A 15,798-nucleotide genomic window follows, 5' to 3' on the forward strand; every position below is an offset into this window, starting at 1 on the left:
TATGACAGTCGCGATTCTCGGTAAAGGCAAGAAGGTCGCCCGCCTGCGCCGTCATGCCCGCCTGCGCAAGCGCGTCTCCGGCACCCCGGAGCGTCCGCGTCTGGTGGTCACCAGGACCAACCGCAACATGATCGCCCAGATCGTCGACGACACCAAGGGGATCACCCTGGTGAGCGAGTCGACCATGGCCCCGGATTACGCCTCCTTCGAGGGGACGAAGACCGAGGCGGCCCGCAAGGTCGGCGAGCAGATCGCGAAGAAGGCCCAGGAAGCCGGTATTTCGGCTGTGGTCTTCGACCGCGGCGGCAACAAGTACCATGGCCGCGTCGCAGCAGTTGCGGACGGCGCCCGTGAGGGAGGTTTGGCACTGTGAGCGACAACGAAACGACAAAGGAAGCAACCCAGGTGACTGAAGATACCCGTAACGATCAGTCCGACCGGGGTGGCAGGAACGACGACCGCCGTGGCGGACGCCGTGGTGGTTCCCGCGATGGCCGTCGAGACGGCCGCCGTGGTCGCCGTGACCGCGACGACAACCGCGACGAGCTCCTCGACAGGGTCGTGACCATCAACCGTGTCTCCAAGGTCCACAAGGGTGGACGTACCTTCAGCTTTGCGGCCCTCGTGGTCGTGGGCGACGGCAAGGGCACGGTCGGTGTGGGCTACGGCAAGTCCCGTGAGGTTCCGGCAGCCATCTCTAAGGGCCAGCTGGATGCCAAGAAGCACATGTTCACCGTCCCCCGCATCCGCGGCACGGTGACCCACCCGGTGATCGGCCATGACGCGGCCGGCACCGTCCTCCTGCGGCCCGCCGCACCCGGCACCGGCGTCATCGCCGGCGGCCCTGTGCGCGCCGTCCTGGAGTGTGCGGGCATCACCGACATCCTGAGCAAGTCCATGGGTTCCACCACGGCAGTGAACATGGTTCGCGCCACCGTGGCGGCCCTGAAGCAGCTCGAGGAGCCGGAGGAGATCGCGGCCCGCCGCGGTCTGGCAATCGAGGACGTAGCCCCCGATTCCCTCCTGCGTGCCCGTGCGGCAGGCATCGCCGAGGCCCGCAAGGAGCGCGAGGATGCCAAGGCCAAGGCGTCCGACGATTCACAGAAGGCGGGTGAGTGATGTCCAAGCAGATCAAGATCAAGCTGACCAAGGGCCTGGTGCACTGCACGGCCCGTCAGAAGGAGAACGTCAAGTCCCTGGGTCTGCGCAAGATCGGGCAGACCGTGGTGCGTGACGACACTCCCGTCTACCGTGGCATGATCGACAAGGTCCGCCATCTGGTGACCGTTGAGGAGGCAGACTGATTATGGCTAGCGAGCAAGAAGAGCCCAACATCCTGCGCATGCATGACCTGCGTCCGGCTCCCGGCGCCAAGCGCGACCGGATCCGCGTGGGTCGCGGCGAGGGGTCCAAGGGCAAGACCTCGGGCCGTGGCACCAAGGGAACCAAGGCGCGCTACCAGGTGCGCCCCGGCTTCGAAGGCGGCCAGCTGCCGCTGTACATGAGGCTTCCCAAGCTGCGCGGCTTCCGGAGCCCCTTCAAGAAGCAGTTCCAGGTGGTCAACCTGGCGGCCCTGAATGAGCTCTTCCCCAAGGGCGGCGACGTTACCGTCGACGACCTGGTCAAGGGCGGCGCCGTGCGCAAGGGTTACCCGGTCAAGGTCCTCGGAGACGGGGATGTGACCGTGGCCTTCGCACTCAAGGGCATGAAGGCCTCGGCATCGGCCAAGGCCAAGATCGAAGCCGCCGGGGGCTCCGTCTCCGAAGACTGAGAGGTCTTCAGGGGACGTGATCTCCTGCGGGTGACGAGGGGCCTCTTCCCGCGGTTGCGGGCAGGGGCCCTTCAGGCTTTTGAAGAAGGGCAGAGCAAGGTTTGACAGGGCCTTAGGCTATGCTTGGTGAAGCATTTGTGAGTAGAGCAACGGGGACACTACAGAACGCCGTAGGGAGGATACCCAGGTGAGGACGTTAATCCAGGCCTTCAGGACCAAGGAGTTAAGGAAGAAGATCTTCTTTGTCTTTGGCATCATCATCATCTATCGCATAGGTTCATTCATACCTACGCCAGGGGTCGACTACCCGGCGGTGCAGAAGTGCATCTCATCGGCCGGCAACGAGGACTTCATCGGTCTGGTCAACCTCTTCTCGGGCGGTGCCCTCCTCCAGCTCTCGATCTTCGCATTGGGCATCATGCCCTACATCACGGCATCCATCGTGATCCAACTCCTGCGCGTGGTCATCCCCCGGTTCGAGGCCCTGCACAAGGAGGGCCAGTCCGGCGAGGCCAAGCTGACCGAGTACACCCGTTATCTGACCATCGGCCTGGCCGTCCTCCAGTCGACCACCATCCTGGTCACGGCGCGTTCGGGGGCCCTCTTCAACGGTGCCTGCCAGCAGCAGGTCATCCCCAACAGCTCCGTGTGGAACCTCATCGTCATGGTCCTGATCATGACCGGCGGCACCGGTCTGATCATGTGGATGGCAGAGCTGATCACGGACAAGGGCATCGGCAACGGCATGTCCGTCCTCATCTTCATGTCCATCTGCTCGGGCTTCCTTCCCCAACTGTGGAACATCGGATGGGGAACCAACGGCAAGAACGGCGACTGGGTCAAGTTCGGCATCGTCGTGGCCGTCCTCATCCTCATCCTGATCTTCGTCGATTTCGTCGAGCTGGCCCAGCGCCGCATCCCCGTGCAGTACACGCGCCGCATGATCGGCCGCAAGATGTACGGCGGCTCATCCACCTACCTCCCGCTGAAGATCAACATGTCGGGTGTCATCCCCCCGATTTTCGCCTCCTCCATCCTGGCCATCCCGACCCTGGTGGCACAGTTCGGCAAGAGCGACCAAAGCTGGGTCAGGTGGATCGACACCAATCTGGCCAACACCACATCGGTCTGGTACATCGTCCTCTATTCGGTCATGATCGTCTTCTTCTGCTTCTTCTACACGTCCATCACCTTCAACCCGGATGAGACGGCAGACAACATGAAGGAGTACGGCGGTTTCATCCCCGGCATCAGGGCCGGGCGGGCGACCAGCCAGTACCTCAACTACGTGATGAACAGGCTGAACACGGTGGGGGCCATCTACCTCCTCCTCGTGGCCCTCCTGCCGACCATCCTGATCATGCTCCTCAAGATCAACAGCAAGCTGCCCTTCGGCGGAACCACAATCCTGATCATCGCAGGCGTGGGTCTGGACACCCTGCGTCAGGCGAAGGCCCAGACCGAGCAGTTCCAGTACACGGGCTTCCTCCTGGAAGGCGAACACAAGGAGGGCTGACAGGTCTTCCTGAACTCTGACATCGCAACGGCGTCCGACGCGGAGGGTCACCCCCCGTGTTCGGGCGCCGTTCGTGCAACATCCCCCGACCGGGCTGGGAACAGCACCGGAGTGGGTGGGCCCTGGCCGGCACCATCGACGATCTGCCCGGGCGGTGCCATCGGCGCGTGGCCGTCAAGACAATATGAAGAGGCATCGCAAAGGCTTCGGCGGCGAGCTCTTCGGCCGGTCGTATCATGGGAGGGTAAGGGCCCCGGGTGGGGCCGGCAGCGAATCCAACCGAAGGATGACGATGGCACGACGGATGTTGATCATGGGACCGCAAGGTGTAGGCAAGGGGACGCAGGCTGCCCTCCTGGCCAAGCATTACGGTATTCCGACCATTTCGACAGGGGACATTTTCCGCTACAACCTGAAGAACGGAACGGAATTGGGCAAGCGGGCCCGGGCTTACACCGACAAGGGTGAACTGGTCCCCGACGAACTAACCAACAGCATCGTGGAAGACCGTCTGGGCATGGAAGACGTCAAGCAGGGATGGATCCTGGACGGGTATCCCCGTTCCTCCTCCCAGGTTGAGGCATTGGACCGGATGCTGGCCCGGATGGGCACGGGGTTGGATGCGGTGGTGGCTCTCGACGCGGACCGGCAAGTCCTCATGGACCGCATGAGGAAGCGGGCTCAGGAGGAGGGGCGGGCCGACGACACCCCTGAAGCCATCGCCAAGCGTCTGGATATCTATGCCCATGAGACCCGGCCCCTGCTGGATGTCTACCGTGACCGCGGTCTGCTGGTGGAGATCGATGGCGTCGGACGAATAGAGGAGATCAGCCGGCGGATAATAGCCGAATTGGACGAACGCGCCGGCCGCTAGGACTCAGCGTCAACTTCAGGCTGTCTGCCACACCCACCTGTGGCGGACGGCCTTTTTTCTTCCGGATCCGGTCAACCGATCCTCTCCCCATGGGAAGGCAGGTTGCCCTGGTTTCGATATGTTCCGGGCGAGCAGCCGAACTTCCGTCTGAAAAGTGCGCAGAAGGCGGAGACACTGGGGAACCCGCACTCGGCACAGAGCTCTTTCAGGGGCATGTCTGTGGTTATCAATTTGTAGCGGGCGGCATGCATGCGGGCATTGATGATGTAGGCGTATGGGGTGTAGCCGGTTTCCCGTTTGAAGACCCGGATGAAATGATATTCGCTCATGAAGGCACGGTCGGCCAGGTCGCCCACGCTCAACGGCTCATGCAGATGGGCCGCTATGTAAGCCAGGATGTCTTCCACGGGAAGGTTCTCCCGTCGGCCCGGCAGGGGACCGGCCTCGGCATGAAGGGCGCATTCGGTCAGCACATCCGTCACGTAGCGGGCCATCAGCGGTTCGGAGACGGCCCTCCCCGAGCCCAGGGCGGTCAGTATCCTCTTCATCATGGTCAGGGCGTAACCTGCGTTCTGCAAGGCGAAGACGGTTCCCAACCGGCTATGGATGAACCGGAAATAGGGCCCGGCGGTGGGCCCGTCGAAATGCATCCAGAGGACGCGGCTCTTTTCCAGAGCGCGATAGCGGTGGTAGGCGTAGCAGTTCAGCAGGACGAAATCGTCTGTTCCAGCCCGGCGCCGTTCCGAGTCCGTGATGACGTCGAAGGCACCCTCGTCCATGTGCATGAGCAGGTATGAATCAAAGGAGCTCCGGGCCAGTTCGTAGCCCGGTTCATACAGGAAGCGACCCACCCGCAGGGGGTAGAGGAAGGTCTCCAGGGCGGTGCGGCTGGGTGTGTAGATGAAGAAGTCGGATTCATCACGCCTGATGCCATGCTCCGCAGGTTTCACGGTGCCTCCTCCGAACATCCTCGCAAGGGACATAATACGAGCAATTTTGCGATAGTCTTCAACAACTTTATTGCAGATTCACTTATTTTTACTGCATAGACTGAAGACAATTATATGCAGTTTGTTTGGTGAGAGATTCGCTAAGGGGCTGATGACCATGGGTGTCACGGTGAGAACCGACACGGTGACCATACCGACGTATGGCATCGGTAAGCCGGACAGGAATCCGCAGTTCATCGAAAACAGGGTCTACCAGGGCAGTTCTGGGCGGGTCTACCCGTATCCCGTGGTGGAGACGCTGTCGGACGACTGCGAAGACAGGGATTATCAGGCTGTCATCCTGGAAAACGAATATCTGGAGGTGACCGTTCTTCCTGAGCTGGGAGGGCGCATCCAATATGCCCGGGACAAGACCAACGGCTACGACTTCGTCTATCGCAACCGTGTGATCAAACCGGCCCTGGTGGGTTTGACCGGCCCATGGATCTCCGGGGGCATCGAGTTCAACTGGCCGCAGCATCACCGGCCGACCACCTTCCTGCCCGTGGATTTCAGCCTGCGGGACCTGCCTGATGGGGGCAAAGCGGTGCTCTGTCACGACACCGACCTCATATACGGCACCCAGGCCACCGCCGCCATCGCCCTGCATCCCGGTGTCAGCCTCATAGAAATCTCAGCCCGCCTCTACAACGGCACGCCCCTGCCCCAGTCCTTCCTCTGGTGGGCAAATCCGGCCGTCGCGGTCAATGAACATACCAAGACCGTAATGCCCCCAGACGTGACTGCGGTCATGGACCATGGCAAGAGGGATGTCTCACGTTATCCGATTGCGACTGGAGTCTATTACAAGCACGATTACTCACAGGGAGTGGACATCGGCCGTTACAAGAACATTCCCGTCCCCACTTCCTACATGGCAGCCCATTCGGACTACGACTTCGTCGGCGGGTATGACTTCTCCCGGCAGGCGGGCATCCTGCATGTCGCCGATCACCACATCGCTCCCGGCAAGAAGCAATGGACCTGGGGGTCGGGGGACTTCGGGCGTGCATGGGACCGGAATCTGACCGATGCCGACGGTCCTTACGTGGAGCTGATGACGGGGGTCTTCACGGACAACCAGCCAGACTTCACCTGGCTCAAACCTTATGAGGGCAAGACCTTCACCCAGTATTTCATGCCTTACAAGCAGGTGGGGCTGGTCAAGAACGCGAGTGCGGATGCTGCGGTCAACCTGGAAGTGGGGCCGGCGGACGCTCGTGGCGCAGCAGGTGAAAGCGAGGGAATTGAGGCTGAGGGGCTGGGGGATGGCCGTGGCCGCATCAGCGTGTACACGACGCGGGTCTTCCCGGATGCCCTTGTGCAGGTGGCCGCAAAGGATGGGTCCATACTCTTCGGGTTCAGGGGGACCGTGGGACCGAACACGGCCATTGTGGCCGAATTCGACACAGGAGGCAGGCAGGCGACAGACCTGACCGCTCGGGTGGAGGATGCCGGCGGGCGCCTTCTGGTGTCCTACCGGCCCAAACCGGCTTCCGAAGGGAAGATCCCGGAGCCCGCCCAAGCCGCGGATCGGCCGGAACGTATCGCCACCAATGAGGAGCTCCTCCTGACCGGTCTGCATCTGGAGCAATACCGGCACGCCACCTATCGCCCCGACCCCTACTATTTGGAGGGGCTTAAGAGGGATCCCGGCGATGCCCGCATCAACAACGCCTACGGGTTGCTTTTGCTCAGGCGTGGTGATTTTGCCGGGGCGGAGCGCCGGTTCCGCAAGGCGATTGAACGGCTGACCTGGCGCAACAACCAGCCCTACGATTCCGAGGCCCACTACAACCTGGGCCTGGCCCTGACCTACCAGGGTCGGGTCGACCAGGCCTATGACGCCTTCTTCAAGGCCACCTGGGATGATGCGCAGAAGGAAAGGGCCTTTTTCCGCCTGGCTTGCATCGCCTCACGACGTGGGGATATGGAACAGGCGCTCGACTTCGTCCAGCAGGCACTGACCCGCAACACGGACAACATCAAGGCGCGCTCGCTCAAGGCCTACCTGCTGCGGAAGGTGGGCCGTAAGGACCAGGCCATTCAGGCCGCACGGGAAAACCTCTCGTTGGACCCATTCGACTTTGTCTCCGGGTATGAGCAGGTGCTGTCCGGTGCGAATCCATCGAACTTTGTAACCCGGACACGCGGGTTCTACCAAAATCTGCTGCAGGCCGCCCGTGACTACGCCGACTTCGGCGCCTACCATGAAGCTTGCGCGCTGCTGGCCCAGGCCGATCAGGACCAGCCCATGATCCGCTTCTACCAGGGTTACTACCTCCACCTGCTGGGTGAGGCCGATCTGTCCGTCCAGGCCTTCCATGCCGCCGAGGAGGCACCTTCGGACTACTGTTTTCCCAACCGGTTGGACGACATCGCCCCCCTCCGGACAGCAATGAAAGTGGTGGGCGGTCCCAAGGCCCCCTATTATCTGGGATGCCTCTATTACGACAAATCCCTGTACGACAGGGCCATCGGTCTATGGGAGAGGTCTCGCAGCCTGGATCCGGGATTTCCGACCGTCCACAGGAACCTGGCCATTGCCTATGGCAACAAGCGCCATGACCCGCAGGCCGCAGCGAGGGAGATGGACATCGCCTACAGGCTGGACCCTGATGATGCCCGTGTCTTCCTGGAACGCGATCAGCTTCACCGGCTCCTGGGCTGGGATTTCTCCCGTCGTCTGGCTGAATTCGAACGGCATGCGGAGGTTGTGTCACGACGAGACGACCTCTTCATCGAGTACCTGTCCATCCTCAACCAGACCGGTCGATACGAAAAGGCCTACCGGCTGATGGGCCGACGGCACTTCCACCCCTGGGAGGGCGGCGAGGGCAAAATCACCAGCCAATACCGTATCTCCCTGACCCTCCTCGCCAAGGATGCCATGGCCCTTGGTGATTGGGACAGAGCCGGGGACCTGCTGGAACGGGCCATGGTCTATCCGGAGAATCTCGGAGAAGGCAAGCTGGAGGGCCAAAAGGACAACGATCTGCATTATTACCTGGGCTTGGTCAGGCAGGGTGCAGGCGACGAAGAGGGCGCACGGACGGAATTTCGCAAGGCTTGTCTTGGGGCCGATCAGGTGGGGGAGCGAATTTACTACAATGACCAGCCCGCCGAGGTGGTCCTATTCCAGGGTCTGGCCCACCAGGCGCTGGGGGAGCAGGCTCGCGCCAATGCCTGCTTCTACCGGATGCTGGATTACGGGGAGCAGCATCTGGACGACCAGGTGGATAAGGACTACTTCGCAGTCTCCCTGCCCGACTTTCTGACCTTCGATGCCGACTGCACGCTCATGAACCGGGTCCACTGCCTCTACCTGATCGCCCTGGCCCACATCGGGATGGGTCAGAGGGAACAGGCAGGGGCGGATCTGCGTCGGGTGTTGGAACTGGATCCCGGTCACATCCAGGCCGGATTGTTCGCCGACGATTTGGACAACCGAGGAATCATCCTGAGGAGGGTGGCATGAAAGAGGTCGCATTGACGGGATCGTGGAGGGTCGAGGCCCCGGCCGATCTGGAAGGGACCATCCTGTTGCCGGGCACACTCGACACCAACGACCTGGGCCATGAGGACACCGGCCCGTCTGTTGGTGACGGGGGCGGGAAGTCCGGTCCTATCGCCTGGCGGCTGACCAGACGACACACCTTCGAGGGAACTGTGACCCTGTCCAGGCCGATCCGATTGCCACCCCGACCGGACCGTCGTGTCTTCTTCGAGGTGGAACGTGCCCGGCGGCTGACTGTGCGGGTAAATGAGCAGACGGCCGGGTCTTACCATCCCCAGACCTTGAATACGCCTCACATCTTCGAGTTGACGGACCTGCTCACCGGCGACGACCTGCTTGAGGTGGACTCCGACAATTCTTACCAGGGCATGCCCCACGACGCCATCGTCGATTCCTCGACCGCCACAGATCACACCCAGACCAACTGGAACGGCCTCCTGGGAGCCATACGACTGCGCGTGGAGGAGGACACCTTCCTGGACAGGGTGCTGGTCTACCCACACGGCGACACCCTGGCCGTCTGTGTGCAGATCGACTCCCTCCATGGGTTCCATGGGCGGTTGCGGCTCTCTTCGGATGCCTTGACCGAACCGCTGGAAGAAACCATCGACTTGGAGCCGGGACGGCGGACCTTGACCTGGTCGAACCTGGCTCTGCAAGACCGTGCAGGGCGCTGGGACGAATACCAGGGCCGCTTGCACGTCCTTTCTGTGGAGCTGCTTGCCGAAAAGGGCCCCCAGGTGCTTTCACGGAGCCGTGTGAATTATGGCATCCGCGATTTCGGAACCGACGGTGACGGTCGGCTGGTCCTGAACGGCCGGGCTTTCTTCCTGCGGGGAGAAGCCAATTGCGCCGAGTTCCCTCAGACGGGCTTTCCTCCCATGGACGTGGGCGCGTGGATACGGATATTGGACGCATACCGTGCCTACGGGGTGAATACGGTCCGTTTCCACTCACACTGCCCACCCGAGGCGGCCTTCATCGCAGCGGACAGGCTGGGGATGATGATGCAGCCCGAACTTTCACACTGGGACTGCCATCACGCCTTCCAAGATGATGCAGGATACGGCTATTACCGCACCGAGTTGGAGCAGACCCTGCTCTTCCTGGCCAACCATCCCTCATTCGTCATGCTCACCCTGGGCAATGAGCTGTCTGCGGACCGGACGGGCCACGAGCGCATGGCCAGTCTGATCGAAGATGCCCATCGAATCGACGGCACCAGGCTCTATGCCGACTCTTCCAATCCCCACTATGGCAAACTGGGCAGCGATGAGTGCAATGACGTCTATACCGCTGAGGCATACAAGGAGCATGACCTGCGTTGCTGCTACGCCAACATGCGCGGTTCAACCAACACGGTCCACCCGGGCACCGCGCATTCCTTCGAGGAGTCCATGAGGGCCTTCCGCCGCAGCCGCAAGGTACCGGTCTACGGCTTTGAAGTCGGCCAGTACGAGGTTCTTCCCGACTTCCGTGAAATCGAGGAGTTCACCGGGGTCACCCGCCCCGACAATTATCTGATGATCCGCGATCGCGTCCGTGATTCGAGACTGGACCAGGACACCTGGCTCGCCTGGATTGCCGCCACCGGTGAGCTGTCGTTGATCTGCTATCGGGAGGAGGTTGAATCCGTCCTGCGGACTCCGGCCATGTCCGGGCTCTCCCTCCTGGGCTTGCAGGACTTCCCAGGGCAGGGAACCGCCCTGGTCGGCATGATGGATGCCCACCTCCTGCCCAAGCGCTTCCCATTCGCAAGGCCGGAACGTTTCCGGGCCTTTTTTACGGATCGACTGCCGCTTGCCATCATGGACCGGTACGCATATACCAGCCAGGAGAAGCTTTCCGGCCGCGTCCGCGTGGCAAATTACGGCCGCATCCCATTGCGGGGCGATCTGCATCTGCGCCTGTCGGGCGCGGGAATACAACTGGAGCGGGTCATGGCGGATGTCACCTGTCCTGTGGGCGAACTGACCGATCTGGGCCGCTTTGATCTGCCGCTGGACCAGGTTCAGGGCAACCAGCGCTGCCTCCTGAGTCTTGAGATAGACGGGGTGACCAACGAATATCCCATTTGGGTATACACGGAGCGCAATCAAAGCACATCCCACGACTTCTATGAGGCCAGGCACTTCGATGAGGAGGCCCGTCGGGTTCTGGACCATGGCGGCACGGTCTATCTGAGTCCGGACTCCACTTCCCAGGCCCTGCCTCGATCCGTGCAGGCCCACTTCTCCACGGACTTCTGGTCTGTGGGAACCTTCAAGGACCAGAGCGGGACCATGGGACAGTTCATCCAGGCCAATCACCCCCTTTTCGCCGACTTCCCGACCGAGGAGCACACCGACTGGCAGTGGTGGCCCATGGCCTCGCAGCGGGCCATCATCCTGCCTGAACGCTATCAATCAATCATCACGGAAATGGACAGTTATGCCTACCTGCGTCCAATGACCCAGTTATTGGAATGCCGCTGCGGGAATGGTCGGCTCCTCCTGTCTTCGCTTGGTCTGCAGAACCTGACCCGTTATCCGGAGGCTCGCGCTCTCCGGCAATCCATTTACGACTATCTGGGTTCCGGGCGATTCCAACCTCGGCAGTACATCGACCCTGGGGTCATCGCGGGCCTGGTTGCCTGAACCGGGCTCGAACCCTCACTGCCCCCCCCCTCGCTTTCCGGAGCGAGGGGGTCTTCTGTTTCCCGGATGCGTGATCTGCAGGCGTGTCCAGGACCGGAAGCGGCGGATATGATATTAGATTGGGTCAACAACCAGTGAGGGAGACATACGTGACAGGTACTGCGGCATCCGAAGTCGAAGCAGGTGGTGGTCGGCCCGACCCGCCGCGGCATGTGGTGTCCACGCTCCTGCATTCCCTGCGTGAGTACAGGCTGCCCAGCATCCTGGCACCCGTGTTCGTGCTGGGCGAGAGCGTGCTGGAGATCGTCATCCCCACGATCATGGCCAGCCTGATCGACCGGGGAGTCTCCGGCCGGTCCATGCCTGACATCATCCGGTTCGGTCTGATCCTCCTGGTCTCTTCCTTCCTCTCGCTGGGATGCGGGTTCCTTTCCGGGAAATACGCCGCCATTGCCTCGTCTGGCTTCGCCAGGAACGTCCGCCACGACCTCTTCGAAAAGGTCCAGTCCTTCAGCTTCACAAACATAGACCGCTTCTCCACGGGATCCATCATCACCCGCCTGACGACCGATGTCACGAACCTGCAGAACGCCTACCAGATGATCATCAGGGTGGGGGTGCGCGCCCCCATCATGGTCATCGTGGCCTGGATCTTCTGCTTCAGGATCAGCAGGTCCATCTCCTTGATATTCCTGGCGGCGATCCCCATTCTGGGCTTCGGCCTGATAGGTCTGGGCGTCTGGGTCCAGCCCGTCTTCGACAAGGTCTTCCACACATACGACCGCCTGAACAATGTGGTTGACGAGAACCTCCAGGGCATCCGCGTGGTCAAGTCGTACAACCGCGAGGCCCACGAGGAGGAGAAGTTCGACGGCATCTCCGGCAGCATCTACCGATACTTCTGCAAGGCGGAGAAGGTCGCCAGCCTGAACACCCCCATCCTGGACTTCTGCATCTTCGCCGCCCTGCTCGCCATCTCCTGGATGGGGGCCAGGCAGATCGTGGCCTCGGGCAACAATCCTGCCAACGGGCTGACCACCGGCGACCTGACGGCCCTGTTCACGTATGCCCTCCAAATCATGATGGCCATGAACATGGTCTCGATGATGGTGGTCATGGTCATCATCTCCCAGACGTCGGCAGGCCGCATCTGCCAGATTCTGGATGAGGTGAGCACCGTCCAGGACCCACGGCAGCCGGTCATGTCCGTCACCGACGGGTCCATCCGCTTCAAGGATGTGTCTTTCCGCTATCATCAGGGCTCGGAAAAGGCCGTCCTCGACCACGTCAATCTGGATATCCCCTCAGGGTGGACCGTCGGCATAGTCGGCGGGACGGGGTCGTCCAAGTCCAGTCTGGTCCAGTTGATCCCCCGTCTCTACGACGTCACCGGGGGAAGCCTTCAGGTGGGAGGGCACGATGTACGCGAATACGACCTGCAGGCCCTGCGTGACCAGGTGGCCATGGTCCTGCAGAAGAACGTCCTCTTCAGCGGCACCATCGCCGACAACCTGCGTTGGGGCAACCCGGAAGCCAGCGACGAGGAGCTCGTCAGGGTCTGCGCGCTGGCCCAGGCCGACGGCTTCATCAGGGAGTTCCCCGACGGATACCAGACCCGAATAGAAGAGGGTGGCACCAATGTTTCTGGCGGTCAGCGGCAGAGGCTGTGCATAGCCCGCGCCCTCCTGAAGAAACCCAGGATCCTGATCCTCGACGACTCCACCAGTGCCGTCGACACGAAGACGGACAGCTTGATCCGTCAGGCCTTCCGTGACGAGATACCGGACACGACCAAGATCGTCATCGCCCAAAGGGTGGCCTCCGTACAGGACTCCGACCTGATCGTGGTCATGGACGAGGGCAGGATCCTGGACCAGGGGACCCATGAGGAGCTCTTGGAATCCTGCGAGGAGTACAGGTCCATCTATGAGTCGCAGACCAGGAGCCACAGCGGGAAGGGAGACCAGCTTGACTGAGTCGGCAGGGCGGAAGAATGAACAGGTCGGGCGCCCCCGACCCGAGGACCGGCCCGGCCCGGACAAGGCGGCCCCGGGCACGGCCAGGCGAATCTTCGGCTACCTCCTGGCCTACAAGTGGCAGCTTGTGGTCATCGTCGTCTGCATCCTGGTCAGTGCCGGGTCCCAGGCGGCATCCTCCTTCTTCCTCCAGCCCCTGATCGATCACTACATACTGCCCCTGGTCGGTGCCGCCGACCCCGACTGGGGACCTCTGGTCAGGACCCTGGTCATGATGGGGTGCCTCTACCTGGTCGGAACCGCCTGCTCGGGAATCTGGGTCTGGGTGATAGTGAATGTGGAACAGGGGGTCATGAAGTCCATCCGCGACGATATGTTCGCCCACCAGCAGCTCCTGCCCATACGCTTCTTCGACACCCATGAGCACGGCGACACGATGAGCCGGTACACGAATGACACGGACACCCTCCGTCAGGCGATATCCCAGTCCTTCCCGCAGATGTTCTCCTCTGTGATATCGGCCCTGGCCGCCCTGATCTCCATGCTCTGGCTCTCAATCCCCTTCACCTTGTTCACCCTGGCGTTCACGGTGGTCCTCATCGTGGTCGTCAGATTCCTGGTGACCCGGAGCGGGCGCTTCTTCGTCCGCCAGCAGCGGTCGCTGGGCGAGGTCAACGCCTTTGTGGAGGAGGCAGTCAACGGCCAGAAGGTCATCAAGGTCTTCAATCATGAGGATGCCACCCAGGCCGACTTCGACTCCCGCAACGAGTCCCTCTTCCATGCCTCCGCCCAGGCCAACACCTATGGGAATGTGACCATGCCGGTGGTGGGGAACATGGGCTACCTCCTGTATGTCCTCATGGCCATCGTCGGCGGGTTCGCCGGCCTTGCGGGATGGGGGAATGTGGGCCTGGGCGGCTCCGGTGTCCTGACCCTGGGGACCCTGGTCTCCCTCTTGACCCTTTCGCGTTCCTTCATCAACCCGATCGGCCAGGTCTCGATGCAGTTCAACATGGTCATGATGGCCTTGGCCGGTGCTTCCAGGATCTTCGCCCTCATGGACGAGCCCGTGGAGGGAGACGGCGGGACGGTCACCCTGGTCAGCGTCGAGCTGGGCGGGGACGGCCGCACCATGACCCCGGTGGACCATGAGACGGGGCACTGGGCCTGGAAGCGGGAGGTGGGGGACGATGGAACCCGTTCCCTGCAGGCAGCCCGCAGGTTGAAGGGGGCCGCCCGTGATGTTGCCCTCAAGGCCAAGGAGGAGGCTGTGACCTCCCCTGACGGCCACTACACCCTGCTGAGGGGGGATGTCCGCTTCACCGATGTGACCTTCGGCTACGACCCGGCAGAGCCGGTCCTCCATGACATCACCTGGTTCGCCAAGCCCGGCCAGAAGGTGGCCCTGGTGGGGGCCACCGGTGCAGGCAAGACGACGATAACAAATCTGATCAACCGCTTCTACGAGATTCAGGAGGGTCAGATTCTCTATGACGGAATCGATGTGAAGAACATCCGCAAACCCGACCTGCGCAGGTCCTTGGGGATCGTCCTGCAGGACGTGAATCTCTTCACAGGCACGGTACTGGACAACATCCGCTACGGAAAACTGGATGCCACCGACGAAGAGTGCATCCAGGCGGCGAAGATGACCAACGCCGATGCCTTCATCCGCATGCTGCCCGAGGGATACCAGACGGTTCTGGAGGGGGATGGAAGCGGCCTGTCCCAGGGTCAGCGTCAGTTGATATCCATAGCCCGGGCGGCCGTGGCGGACCCGCCGGCGATGATTCTCGACGAGGCCACGAGTTCCATCGACACCAGGACCGAGGAGGTCGTACAGGCCGGTATGGATGCCCTGATGCGGGGGAGGACCGTCTTCGTCATCGCCCATAGGCTTTCGACGGTGCGTAATTCCGATGTGATCATGGTCTTGGACCACGGTCGGATCATCGAGCGAGGCGACCACGACGAACTGATCGCCCAGCGGGGCGAATACTACCAGCTCTATACGGGGGCCCTTGAACTCGAATGAGCAGACATGTGCCCGGCCTGTTCGTATCGCATCTGATACGAACAGGCCGGGCACATGTCATCTCCAGGCGTGGATGGACTCTTGTTCCAGTCCATCCTGCGTCTTTTCGCTACCATCAGCGATATAAATCCCGCCAGCAGGAGCACAAAGCCTGCGGATACCGGCAGATTGATAGAGCCGCCGGTGGCTGACAAAGCCGTGGCTTGCGGGTCATGGCTGGATCCCTTGTCGATGTTGGCGTTGCCGGAATGACCGGTGGTCGGGCCAGGAACGGTGGTTGGGCCTGGAACGGTGGTTGGGCCTGGAACGGTGGTTGGGCCTGGAACGGTGGTCGGGCCTGGAACGGTGGTCGGGCCAGGAACTGTTTTCATCGGCAGGACGGTGAGGGTGGCGGTGGTGGTCCGCGCGTCGGTGGCGGTGATGGTCACCGGGTAGGTGCCGGGGGTGTTCAGGTCCGCCTGGTCGAGGTGGACGGTGACGGGCA

The 15,798-nt window shown here is 61.9% G+C and carries 12 protein-coding genes; 10 read left to right on the top strand and 2 right to left on the bottom strand.

Annotated features, from left to right (window positions below; translation table 11 throughout):
- Position 1 precedes the first annotated feature (1 nt).
- From rplR to V6584_RS01795, 6 genes are all read left to right on the top strand, one after another.
- On the top strand, positions 2-373 hold the full coding sequence (rplR, locus tag V6584_RS01770; RefSeq protein ID WP_340468723.1) for a 50S ribosomal protein L18: 372 nt from the start codon (positions 2-4) through the stop codon (positions 371-373).
- Positions 370-1,119, top strand: a complete 750-nt coding sequence (rpsE, locus tag V6584_RS01775; RefSeq protein ID WP_340468724.1) for a 30S ribosomal protein S5 — start codon at positions 370-372, stop codon at positions 1,117-1,119. Before rplR ends, rpsE begins: the two co-directional genes overlap by 4 nt.
- Positions 1,119-1,304 carry a 50S ribosomal protein L30 gene (gene rpmD, locus V6584_RS01780; RefSeq protein WP_340468725.1) on the top strand — a complete coding sequence of 62 codons (186 nt, stop codon included), beginning with the start codon at positions 1,119-1,121 and terminating at the stop codon, positions 1,302-1,304. The genes rpsE and rpmD overlap by 1 nt, the downstream gene beginning before the upstream one ends.
- Before the next feature lie 2 nt (positions 1,305-1,306).
- Positions 1,307-1,771, top strand: coding sequence for a 50S ribosomal protein L15 (gene rplO, locus V6584_RS01785; RefSeq protein ID WP_340468726.1), 465 nt, complete (start codon positions 1,307-1,309; stop codon positions 1,769-1,771).
- A 187-nt stretch (positions 1,772-1,958) separates the two neighbouring features.
- A complete protein-coding gene (gene secY / locus V6584_RS01790; RefSeq protein ID WP_340468727.1) occupies positions 1,959-3,287 on the top strand; it encodes a preprotein translocase subunit SecY in 1,329 nt (442 codons plus the stop codon).
- Positions 3,288-3,579: 292 nt separating this feature from the next.
- A complete protein-coding gene (locus tag V6584_RS01795) occupies positions 3,580-4,161 on the top strand; it encodes an adenylate kinase (RefSeq protein WP_340468728.1) in 582 nt (193 codons plus the stop codon).
- A gap of 71 nt (positions 4,162-4,232) precedes the next feature.
- On the opposite strand, the gene V6584_RS01800 is transcribed toward V6584_RS01795, so the two are convergent.
- Entirely contained in the window at positions 4,233-5,111 is an 879-nt protein-coding gene (locus tag V6584_RS01800) for an AraC family transcriptional regulator (RefSeq protein ID WP_340468729.1), read from the bottom strand.
- A 151-nt stretch (positions 5,112-5,262) separates the two neighbouring features.
- On the opposite strand from V6584_RS01800, the gene V6584_RS01805 reads away from it, so the two are divergent.
- The 4 genes from V6584_RS01805 (at position 5,263) to V6584_RS01820 (ending at position 15,314) form a co-directional block, all read left to right on the top strand.
- A complete protein-coding gene (locus V6584_RS01805; RefSeq protein WP_340468730.1) occupies positions 5,263-8,628 on the top strand; it encodes a DUF5107 domain-containing protein in 3,366 nt (1,121 codons plus the stop codon).
- Positions 8,625-11,303: a glycoside hydrolase family 2 protein gene (locus V6584_RS01810; protein WP_340468731.1), complete on the top strand. Its 2,679-nt coding sequence runs from the start codon at positions 8,625-8,627 to the stop codon at positions 11,301-11,303. The genes V6584_RS01805 and V6584_RS01810 overlap by 4 nt, the downstream gene beginning before the upstream one ends.
- A 149-nt stretch (positions 11,304-11,452) precedes the next feature.
- On the top strand, positions 11,453-13,279 hold the full coding sequence (locus V6584_RS01815) for an ABC transporter ATP-binding protein (protein WP_340468732.1): 1,827 nt from the start codon (positions 11,453-11,455) through the stop codon (positions 13,277-13,279).
- Entirely contained in the window at positions 13,230-15,314 is a 2,085-nt protein-coding gene (locus V6584_RS01820; RefSeq protein WP_404802582.1) for an ABC transporter ATP-binding protein, read from the top strand. Before V6584_RS01815 ends, V6584_RS01820 begins: the two co-directional genes overlap by 50 nt.
- Here the strand turns inward: V6584_RS01820 and V6584_RS01825 are convergent.
- Positions 15,287-15,798: hypothetical protein (locus tag V6584_RS01825; protein WP_340486133.1), on the bottom strand; the 512-nt coding region annotated here is incomplete at its 5' end. The genes V6584_RS01820 and V6584_RS01825 overlap by 28 nt on opposite strands.

It is taken from the genome of Bifidobacterium favimelis (assembly GCF_037963085.1).
GTDB lineage: Bacteria > Actinomycetota > Actinomycetes > Actinomycetales > Bifidobacteriaceae > Bombiscardovia > Bombiscardovia favimelis.

Coding starts and splice junctions, on each gene's coding strand:
- rplO (WP_340468726.1), top strand. CDS start 1,307: ATGGCTAGCGAGCAAGAAGAGCCCAACATCCTGCGCATGCATGACCTG.
- V6584_RS01805 (WP_340468730.1), top strand. CDS start 5,263: ATGACCATGGGTGTCACGGTGAGAACCGACACGGTGACCATACCGACG.
- V6584_RS01820 (WP_404802582.1), top strand. CDS start 13,230: ATGAGTCGCAGACCAGGAGCCACAGCGGGAAGGGAGACCAGCTTGACT.
- V6584_RS01810 (WP_340468731.1), top strand. CDS start 8,625: ATGAAAGAGGTCGCATTGACGGGATCGTGGAGGGTCGAGGCCCCGGCC.
- V6584_RS01795 (WP_340468728.1), top strand. CDS start 3,580: ATGGCACGACGGATGTTGATCATGGGACCGCAAGGTGTAGGCAAGGGG.
- rpmD (WP_340468725.1), top strand. CDS start 1,119: ATGTCCAAGCAGATCAAGATCAAGCTGACCAAGGGCCTGGTGCACTGC.
- rplR (WP_340468723.1), top strand. CDS start 2: ATGACAGTCGCGATTCTCGGTAAAGGCAAGAAGGTCGCCCGCCTGCGC.